Here is a 9047-nt window from a genome sequence, read left to right as displayed (position 1 = left end):
GCCCCAGTCGCTCCGGCCCGCCCCGCGCCCGTCGCCAAGCCCGCCGCACCAGTCGAGCAGGTCCTGCCCGCCCATATGCGCGAGCTGCGCGGCAGCCTGCTGACGCCGCCGCCCGGCAGCGAAGTGGAGATGGCCCTGCTGGTGGTGGACGAGCGCGACCGCCCGCAGCAGCTGCTGGGCAGCCTCAAGCTGGCCGGCGATGGCCAGGCCCTGGCCTTCCGCCTGCCGTTCAACCCCGAGTATTTTCCGGCCGGTGCGCGGGTCGAGCTGCGCGCGCGCATCAGCCAGTCCGGCCGCCTGATCCTGCGCCTGCCGCCGCAGCGGGTGACTCAGGCGGTGAGTCGCGACTTCGGCGCGTTGTCGCTGGTCAGCGCGCCATGAAGGCACCCGAAGCCCTGCAGTCCGCCCTGCAACAGCTGCTCGGCGATGCCCGTCTGAGCGCGGAGACCCTGCCCGGCACCGACATCCGTCTGTGGCTGGTCGACCCGGCCAACATGGACCGCAGCTTCAGTCCGGAAGAGACCCGACGCATCCTTGAAGAGCCGCCCTATTGGAGCTTCTGCTGGGCCAGCGGCCTGGCCCTGGCGCGCTGGCTGGCGGAAAAACCGGAGTGGGTGCGCGGCAAGCGCGTGCTCGACTTCGGCGCCGGCTCCGGCGTGGCGGCCATCGCCGCGGTCAAGGCCGGTGCAGCGGAAGTGGTGGCCTGCGATCTCGACCCGCTGGCCATCGAATCCTGCCAGGCCAATGCCGAGCTGAACGGTGTGGAACTGAGCTACTCGCTGGACTTCTTCGCCGAGCAGGACCGCTTCGACCTGATCATCGTCGCCGACGTGCTCTACGACCGCGCCAACCTGCCGCTGCTCGACGCCTTCCTCAGCCGCGGCCAGGAGGCGCTGGTGGCCGATTCGCGAGTCAAGGACTTCCAGCATCCGCTTTACCAACGCCTGGGCCTGCTCGACGCCTGCACCTGGCCGGACCTGGCCGAGCCGGCGGAATTCCGCAGCGTCAGCCTGTACCACGCGACGCGCACCTGATCCGTAGCCCGGATGCAATCCGGGCTACTTGTATCCGCCGGGCGCCGCCCGCATTTATAGTCGCATCACTGTTCCTCGGCTCGCACCGCGGGCCGCCAAGCGAGAATTGCCATGAGCGATACCCCTTACATCTTCGACGTTTCCGGCGCCGCCAGCTTCGAACAGCTGGTGATCGAGAACTCCTTCCACAAGCCGGTGCTGGTGGACTTCTGGGCCGAATGGTGCGCGCCGTGCAAGGCGCTGATGCCAATGCTGGCGAAGATCGCCGAGGAATATCGTGGCGAGCTGCTGCTGGCCAAGGTCGATTGCGACGCGGAGCAGGACATAGTCGCGCGCTTCGGCATCCGCAGCCTGCCCACCGTGGTGCTGTTCAAGAACGGCCAGCCGGTGGACGGCTTCGCCGGTGCGCAGCCGGAATCGGCCATCCGCGAAATGCTCAAGCCGCATGTGGCCGAGCCGGCGCCGCTGGCCGCCGACCCGCTGGAGACCGCCCAGGCGCTGTTCGCCGAGGAGCGTTTCGGCGAGGCCGAGAACCTGCTCAAGCAGGTACTGACCGACAACAACGAGAACGCCGCGGCGCTGATCCTCTACGCCCGCTGCCTGGCCGAACGCGGCGAGCTGGGCGAAGCCGAGGCGGTATTGGGTGCGGTCAAGGGCGACGAGCACAAGCAGGCCCTGGCCGGTGCCAAGGCGCAACTGACCTTCCTGCGCCAGGCCGCCAGCCTGCCGGACGCCGCCGACCTGAAGAGCCGCCTGGCTCAGCATCCGGACGATGACGAGGCGAGCTATCAGCTGGCCGTGCAGCAGTTGTCGCGCCAGCAGTACGAGGCAGCGCTGGAGGGCCTGCTCAAGCTGTTCGTGCGCAATCGCAGCTTCCAGGAAGGCCTGCCGCACAAGACCCTGCTGCAGGTGTTCGACCTGCTCGGCGGCGACCACCCGCTGGTCACCGCCTACCGCCGCAAGCTGTACCAGGCGATCTACTGATGGCGCCTTTCCGCCTGCTGCTGCGAGTGCGCTATGGCGAATGCGACGCCCAGCAGGTGGTGTTCAATGCCCGCTACGGCGACTACGTGGACGTGGCGGCCACCGAGTTCTACCGCTCCGTGTTCGGCAGCTACCAGAACCTGCTGGAGCAGAACCTGGACAGCCAGGTGGTACGCATGACGATCGACTGGAGCGCGCCGGCGCGTTTCGACGATGTGCTGCAGTTGGAGGTGCACACCCTGCGCCTGGGCAACAGCTCGTTCGCCCTGGAAGTGGACATCCGCCGTCAGGCCGACCAGGCCGCCATCGCCCGCGCCGAAGTCACCTATGTGATGGTCGATGCCCAGGCCTTCACCAAGGCGGCGATTCCCGACGCCATCCGCGCCCAGCTGGAACGCGGCGCGCCGGGCGTGACGGTCAACCAGGCCGGCTAGGCTGGGCACGAACCTCCGTAGGGCGGGTGCAACCCGCGCATCACTCTACCCAGCGATACAGCGGCGCCTCGGCGCCGCTTTCCACCTGCACCTGCGGGCAATGGCGCAGGCGCACCAGCAGGCGCTTGCCGGCCGCATCGCCGCCGGCCAGGGCCGACAGCTCGCTCAGCAGTTGCGGACCCTCCAGGCTGCCGGCGCGCTGCAGCAGCTCCTGGGCCAGCGGCCACAGGGCATCCGCCGGATTGCTGGCCGGCGTGGCTCGCGGCGCAGCGGGCGCGGCTTCCACCGGCAGATGAGCCGCCAGTTGCGCCCAGTCCTCGGCATCCATCTCCACCGTCAGGTCCACCGGCCAGTCGCCGACCCGCCCCTTGATTCGCAGCATCGTTCCCACTCCCGGACATCAGGCCGCCATGCTGCCATGTGCATGGCGGGACTGGCCAATCGCGACTCTTTAGTGTTACAACATAACCTAACATTAAGTCGCCGGAGTTCGATTCATGCGCCGCATTCTGCTCGCCCTGCCCTTCGCCCTGCTGCCCCTGACCATCGCCCAGGCCGCCAGCCACGAACATGCGCATGACCATGCTCATGAGGAACACGGCAGCCTCGGCGCCCACGAGCACGGCGTGGCCAGCCTCAATGTGGCGCTGGACGGCCAGACCCTGGAAATCCAGCTGGAGAGCCCGGCGATGAACCTGGTCGGCTTCGAGCACGAGGCCAAGAGCGCTGCCGACCAGGCCAAGGTCGCTGCCGCGCGCCAGCACCTGGAGCAGCCCCAAGCGCTGTTCGCCCTGCCGATCGAGGCCAAGTGCGCCGTGCAGGAAAGCCAGCTGGAGAGCCCGCTGTTCGAAGCTGCCGAGCACGCGGAACACAAGCACGGCGACGAGCATGGTCACAGCGATATCGACGCCAGCTACCGCTTCGCCTGCGCCAACGCCGAGGCACTGCAGACCCTGGAACTTGGCAGCTTCTTCGGCACCTTCCCCGGCACCGAGAAGCTCGAAGTGCAGTTGATCGGCCCCAGCGGCCAGCAAGGCGCCGAGCTGACCCCGAGCAACTCGCGCCTGAGCTTCTGACAAATCGCGGCGCACCCGGGTGCGCCGCCCTTCCTCTTGCCTTTAAGCTGTCGCTCTCTCCGACGCGCGAATCGCCCATGCCCGACGCACTGATCGAACTCCAAGACCTCGGCTTCGCCTGGCCCGGCCAGGCCGAGCTGCTGGATATCCCCGCCTTCACTCTGCAACGTGGCGAGAGCCTGTTCCTCAAGGGCCCCAGCGGCAGCGGCAAGACCACCCTGCTCGGCCTGCTCGGTGGTGTGCAGAAGCCAGGCCGCGGCAGCCTAAGGCTGCTCGGCCAGGAGCTGGCAAAGCTGTCTTCCGGCGCCCGCGATCGCTTCCGCGTCGACCACACCGGCTACATCTTCCAGCAGTTCAACCTGCTACCGTTCCTCTCCGTGCGCGAGAACGTCGAGCTGCCCTGCCGCTTCTCCAAGAGCCGCGCGCAGCGGGCCAAGGAACGCCACGGCAGTGTCGATGGCGCCGCCGCGCAACTGCTTGAACATCTGGGGCTGAAGGCCGAGTTGCTGGAACGCCGCGCCGACTCGCTGTCCATCGGCCAGCAGCAGCGCGTCGCCGCCGCTCGCGCGCTGATCGGCCAGCCGGAGCTGGTGATCGCCGACGAGCCGACCTCGGCCCTGGATCACGACGCTCGCGAGGCCTTCCTGCAACTGCTGTTCGCCGAATGCCGCGCCGCTGGCGCCAGCCTGCTGTTCGTCAGCCACGACCAGAGCCTGGCGCCGCTGTTCGACCGTAGCGTCTCGCTGGCCGAGCTGAACCGCGCCAGCAAGCCGGTGGAGGTCTGACATGCATTTGCTACGAATTGCCCTGGCCAGCCTGGCCAACCGCCGCTTCACCGCGCTGCTCACGGTATTCGCCATTGCCCTCTCGGTGTGCCTGCTGCTGGCCGTCGAGCGCGTGCGCACCGAGGCGCGCGCCAGCTTCGCCAGCACCATCAGCGGTACCGACCTGATAGTCGGCGCGCGTTCGGGCAGCGTGAACCTGCTGCTGTACTCGGTGTTCCGCATCGGCAACGCCACCAACAATATCCGCTGGGACAGTTTCGAGACCCTGGCCAAACACCCGCAGGTGAAGTGGGCGATCCCGCTGTCACTGGGCGACTCGCACCGCGGCTACCGGGTGCTGGGCACCGACCCCGGCTACTTCGAGCACTACCGCTACGGCCGCGCCCAGCCGCTGCAACTGGCCCAGGGCAAGCCGTTCGCCGACCTGTTCGAGGTGGTGCTCGGCGCCGAGGTAGCGGAGGCGCTGAAGTACAAGCTCGGCGATCAGATCGTCCTGGCCCATGGCGTCGCCACCGTCAGCCTGACCCAGCACGACGACAAGCCCTTCCGCGTGGTCGGCATCCTCGCCCGTACCGGCACGCCGGTGGATCGCACCCTGCACATCTCGCTGGAGGGCATGGAGGCGCTGCACGTCGACTGGCAGAACGGCATGCCGGCACGCGGCAACGCCAAGGTCTCGGCCGAGCAGGCGCGCGACATGCACCTGCAGCCCAAGGCGATCACCGCCGTTTTGCTCGGCCTGAAGAGCAAGGTCGCCACCTTCGCCGTGCAACGCCAGGTCAACGAGTTCCGTGGCGAGCCGCTGCTGGCGATCCTCCCCGGCGTGGCCCTGCAGGAGCTGTGGAGCCTGATGGGCACGGCGGAGAAGGCGCTGTTCGTGGTCTCGCTGTTCGTCGTGCTGACCGGCCTGATCGGCATGCTCACCGCCATCCTCACCAGCCTCAACGAACGCCGCCGCGAGATGGCCATCCTGCGCTCGGTGGGCGCGCGGCCCTGGCATATCGCCGGGCTGCTGGTGCTGGAGGCGCTGGTGCTGGCCGCGGCCGGTGCAGCCCTGGGCCTGGCGCTGCTGTATGCCGGCATCGCCATCAGCCAGGGCTGGGTGCAGGCGCAATATGGCCTGTATCTGCCGCTTGCGCTGCCCAGCGCCTATGAGTGGGGCCTGCTCGGCGCTATTCTGGGCGCCGCCCTGCTGATGGGCGCCGTGCCGGCTTGGCGCGCCTATCGGCAGTCGCTGGCCGACGGCCTGTCCATTCGTCTGTGAGGTTGCCCATGCGTCATCTGCTGTTCGCCCTGCTGCTCGCCATTGCCACTCCACTGTGGGCAGCCCCCGCTCTGGCAGACAGTGCGCGCGAGCTGACCTGGAGCGAGCTGATTCCCGAAGGCGCACCGCCACAGGCGCCACAGCAGGCGCCGATGCACGATCTGTCGCAGCTGGCCGATGCCCTGGCCGCCGAGAGCGGCCCGGCGGCCCAGCAATCCGCGCCGGACGCGCCGGTGGTCAAAGACCTGGATAATCAGCAGATCAAGCTGCCCGGCTACATAGTGCCGCTGGACGTGACCGAGGAAGGCCGGGTGACCGAGTTCCTCTTCGTGCCCTACTTCGGCGCCTGCATCCATGTGCCGCCACCGCCGTCCAACCAGATCGTGCATGTCACCAGCGAGCTGGGCGTGCAGATGGACGCCCTGTACCAGCCGTTCTGGATCGAGGGTCCGCTCAGGGTCGAGGCCACCGACAGCGAGATGGGCAGCGCCGGCTACAAGATGACGGCGGAAAAAATCTACGCCTACGAGATGTAGTGCGACAGGCCGCCGCACCCCAAGGTGCGCGGCCATTGAGCCAGATCAACAAGCGCCCCCGGGGGCTCCGTAGCATGACAGTCAGCCAATACGAACTGCTGACTCCCCGGAGCCCAACATGAATAAAACACTGTTCGCCACTTCCCTGCTGGCCCTCGCCCTGGCCGCCCCGCTGGCCCAGGCCCACCAGGCCGGCGACATCATCCTGCGTGCCGGTGCCATCACCGTCGACCCGCACGAGAGCAGCAGCGACATCTGGGTCGGCGCCCTCGGCACCGACGTGGCCGGCACCAAGGCCACCCTGGACAGCGACACCCAGCTCGGCCTGAACTTCGCCTACATGGTCACCGATCACGTCGGCGTCGAGCTCCTGGCCGCCACCCCGTTCAGCCATGACGTCGGCGTCAAGGGCATGCCCGGCGCCTTCGCCGGCCTCAACGGCAAGCTCGGCGAGCTCAAGCACCTGCCGCCGACCCTGAGCGTGGTGTACTACCCGCTGGACGCCGCCTCGGCCTTCCAGCCCTATGTCGGAGCCGGCATCAACTACACCTGGTTCTTCGACACCAAGCTGAGCAGCGAGGCCGAGGACAAGGGCTTCAGCGGCCTCGACCTGGACGACTCCTGGGGTCTTGCCGCCCAGGTGGGCATGGACTACATGCTGACCGACAACGTGATGATCAACGCCCAGGTGCGCTACATCGACATCGACACCCAGGGCAGCACCAGCTTCGGCGGCCGCGAGGTCGAGGTGGATGTGGACGTCGATCCGTTCGTCTACATGATCGGCCTCGGCTACAAGTTCTAAGCCCTCAAGGATCTCTTGATCGTCGGCCACACTGCGTTGAAACCGGGCTCGGGCTGCTCATTTACACCTCGTAAACTCCGCGCCCTCGCCCGATTTCGCCTTGTTTGGCTCTAGCTCAAAAGATCCTGGCCCCGCAAAAGCCAAAGCAAAAAAAAGCCCCGCATTCGCGGGGCTTTTTCATGGCGGTGTGCTCAGCGTCCGAGCAGCCGTGCCAGGCCGTGCGCCAGCGGCGTGGCCGGCGCCAACTGGTAGCGCTGACGCAGCAGGCTGTTGTCCGCCTTGGAGTGACGGATATCGCCCGGGCGCGCCTCGCCATAAGTGACTTCGGGCAGGCCGCCGAGCACCTGGCGCACTGCGTCCAGCAGCTGGTTGAGGCTGACCGACTGGCTGTGGCCGACGTTCACCGCGCCGGGCTCCACCGCGGTCTTGCTCAGGCCCTGCATCAGCAGCGGCACCAGGTCGGCGACGTAGAAGAAGTCGCGGGTCTGCTCGCCGTCGCCGAACAGCGTGATCGGCCGACCGGCCTGGGCGCGCTCGGTGAAGATGCTGATCACCCCGGAATAGGGCGACGAGGGATCCTGGCGCGGGCCGAAGATATTGAAGAAGCGGAAGATCGCCGGCTCCAGGCCGTGCTGGCGGCGGTAGAAGTCCAGGTAGTACTCGCTGGCCAGCTTGTCCGCGGCGTAGGGCGTCAGCGGCGCCTTGGGCGTGTCTTCGCCGACCGCCACGCCCTCGCCGTTGTTGCCGTACACCGCCGCGCTGGAGGCGAATACTACCCGGCGCACGCCGGCCTCGCGCATGGCCTCGCAGATATTCAGGGTGGCGACGAAGTTGCTCTGGTGGGTGCTCACCGGGTCGTCCACCGAGGCCTGCACCGAGGCCACCGCGGCCAGGTGCGCCACCGCGCTGCAGCCGGCCATGGCGCGGCGCACCAGGGCGGCGTCGGCGGCATCGCCCTCGATCAGCTCCAGGCGCGGATTGTCCAGGGCCAGGTTGCTGCGCTTGCCGGTGGACAGGTTGTCCAGCACGCGCACCCGATGGCCGGCGGCCAGCAGGGCATCGCAGAGGTGGGAGCCGATGAAGCCGGCGCCACCGGTGACCAGGATCAGGGAGTCGGACATGGGATTCTCGAGAACGTGTCAGGCGTGGCGATAGTAACGGTCGAGCAGCGCCGGCAGCCCGGCGCGCCAGGCCCGCGGCTTGATGCCGAAGGTATGCAGGATCTTCTTGCAGGCCAGCACCGCGTGCTGCGGCTCGTCGGCGGCGTCGCTGCGGGCGGCGTGGGCCTGGGGACCGACTTCCTGCACCTTGAGCGGGTGCAGGCCGCGCACCTCGCCGATCACCGCCTGGCCGAGGGCCAGCGGCGTGGTCGCCTCGTGGCCGCCGTAGTGATAGATGCCCCACAGCGGGCTCTGGCAGTCCAGCTGCTTGAGCACGGCGAGGATGACCCGCGCGGCGTCGTCCACCAGGGTCGGGTTGCCGCGGCGGTCGTCGGCCATGAACAGCTCCTGCTCCAGCTCGGCGCGGCGCAGGAAGCGGCCGAGCAGGCCGTCGGCGCTGTCGTCCAGCAGCCAGCCGAAGCGCAGCAGCACATGGCGTGGGCAGGTGGCACGCACGCACTGTTCGATGCGCAGCAGAGCCTGGCCCCGCAGGCCCAGGGGTACCGGTTCGTCCTTCTCGCTGTAGGCGGTGGCTCGCGAGCCGTCGAACACCCGGTAGCTGGAGGGTTGCAGCAGCAGGATATTGTGGTGCTGGCACAGTTCGGCCAGGCGCTCCATGGCCCGCTCCTGGGGCGCGAAGCGGCGCTCGTCGAAGCCCTCGGCCTGGAACCAGTCGAAGTAGTAGGCCAGGTTGATCAGCGCGTCGGGGCGGGTCTCGTCGAGCAACTGGGTGAGGCTGGCCCGGTCCCAGCCGCCTTCCGGCGGACGTGGGGCGAGGAAGCCGATGTCCTCCTCGGCACCCTGGCGCACCAGCGCCTGACCCAGGGCATTGCCCCCTCCCAGCAACAACAGCCGCATTCGCATAGTTCAGAACAAGACCCGAAAGACCGACGAAGGCCCCGGCCGCCGTGGCGGCGGGGCGAAAGTGATCATTCTGCGGGTTTCGCGGCGGATCGTCACTACCGGGGC

The 9047-nt window shown here is 68.2% G+C and carries 12 protein-coding genes; 9 read left to right on the top strand and 3 right to left on the bottom strand.

What is annotated here, in order from left to right:
* From FFS62_RS23050 to FFS62_RS23035, 4 genes are all read left to right on the top strand, one after another.
* Positions 1-381, top strand: a 381-nt coding sequence (locus tag FFS62_RS23050) for a YbaY family lipoprotein (protein WP_137975186.1), incomplete at its 5' end; no start/stop codon positions are given.
* The gene (locus tag FFS62_RS23045; RefSeq protein ID WP_137975185.1) at positions 378-1034 is read left to right on the top strand and encodes a methyltransferase; all 657 of its coding nucleotides are present in this window, start codon (positions 378-380) and stop codon (positions 1032-1034) included. The genes FFS62_RS23050 and FFS62_RS23045, both read left to right, overlap by 4 nt.
* Before the next feature lie 111 nt (positions 1035-1145).
* Positions 1146-2018, top strand: a complete 873-nt coding sequence (gene trxA, locus FFS62_RS23040) for a thioredoxin (RefSeq protein ID WP_137975184.1) — start codon at positions 1146-1148, stop codon at positions 2016-2018.
* Positions 2018-2452 (top strand): thioesterase family protein, encoded by a 435-nt coding sequence (locus tag FFS62_RS23035; RefSeq protein ID WP_137975183.1) that lies wholly within the window; start codon positions 2018-2020, stop codon positions 2450-2452. Before trxA ends, FFS62_RS23035 begins: the two co-directional genes overlap by 1 nt.
* Before the next feature lie 40 nt (positions 2453-2492).
* Here FFS62_RS23035 and FFS62_RS23030 read toward each other — a convergent pair whose 3' ends face one another.
* On the bottom strand, positions 2493-2834 hold the full coding sequence (locus FFS62_RS23030; protein ID WP_137975182.1) for a hypothetical protein: 342 nt from the start codon (positions 2832-2834) through the stop codon (positions 2493-2495).
* A gap of 115 nt (positions 2835-2949) precedes the next feature.
* Between FFS62_RS23030 and FFS62_RS23025 the strand changes: the two genes are divergently transcribed.
* From FFS62_RS23025 to FFS62_RS23005, 5 genes are all read left to right on the top strand, one after another.
* Positions 2950-3528: a DUF2796 domain-containing protein gene (locus tag FFS62_RS23025; RefSeq protein WP_137975181.1), complete on the top strand. Its 579-nt coding sequence runs from the start codon at positions 2950-2952 to the stop codon at positions 3526-3528.
* 77 nt (positions 3529-3605) lie between these two features.
* Complete coding sequence (locus FFS62_RS23020) at positions 3606-4313, top strand: ABC transporter ATP-binding protein (RefSeq protein WP_137975180.1); 708 nt, start codon at positions 3606-3608, stop codon at positions 4311-4313.
* 1 nt (position 4314) lies between these two features.
* Positions 4315-5577: an ABC transporter permease gene (locus tag FFS62_RS23015; protein ID WP_137975179.1), complete on the top strand. Its 1263-nt coding sequence runs from the start codon at positions 4315-4317 to the stop codon at positions 5575-5577.
* Positions 5578-5585: 8 nt separating this feature from the next.
* Positions 5586-6113 (top strand): DUF3299 domain-containing protein, encoded by a 528-nt coding sequence (locus tag FFS62_RS23010; RefSeq protein ID WP_137975178.1) that lies wholly within the window; start codon positions 5586-5588, stop codon positions 6111-6113.
* Positions 6114-6231: 118 nt separating this feature from the next.
* Positions 6232-6918, top strand: coding sequence for an OmpW family protein (locus tag FFS62_RS23005; RefSeq protein WP_137975177.1), 687 nt, complete (start codon positions 6232-6234; stop codon positions 6916-6918).
* A 191-nt stretch (positions 6919-7109) separates the two neighbouring features.
* Here the strand turns inward: FFS62_RS23005 and FFS62_RS23000 are convergent, their stop codons facing one another.
* Both FFS62_RS23000 and FFS62_RS22995 read right to left on the bottom strand, forming a co-directional pair.
* Positions 7110-8039: an NAD-dependent epimerase/dehydratase family protein gene (locus FFS62_RS23000; RefSeq protein ID WP_137975176.1), complete on the bottom strand. Its 930-nt coding sequence runs from the start codon at positions 8037-8039 to the stop codon at positions 7110-7112.
* Positions 8040-8057: 18 nt separating this feature from the next.
* A complete protein-coding gene (locus FFS62_RS22995) occupies positions 8058-8942 on the bottom strand; it encodes a sugar nucleotide-binding protein (RefSeq protein WP_137975175.1) in 885 nt (294 codons plus the stop codon).
* Between the last annotated feature and the right edge of the window lie 105 nt (positions 8943-9047).

Origin of the sequence: Pseudomonas sp. F(2018) (assembly GCF_005508865.1) — a bacterium.
Classification (GTDB): Bacteria; Pseudomonadota; Gammaproteobacteria; order Pseudomonadales; family Pseudomonadaceae; genus Aquipseudomonas.
Note: the sequence above shows the minus strand (reverse complement) of the source record. Positions and strands in the feature narration are given on the sequence as shown.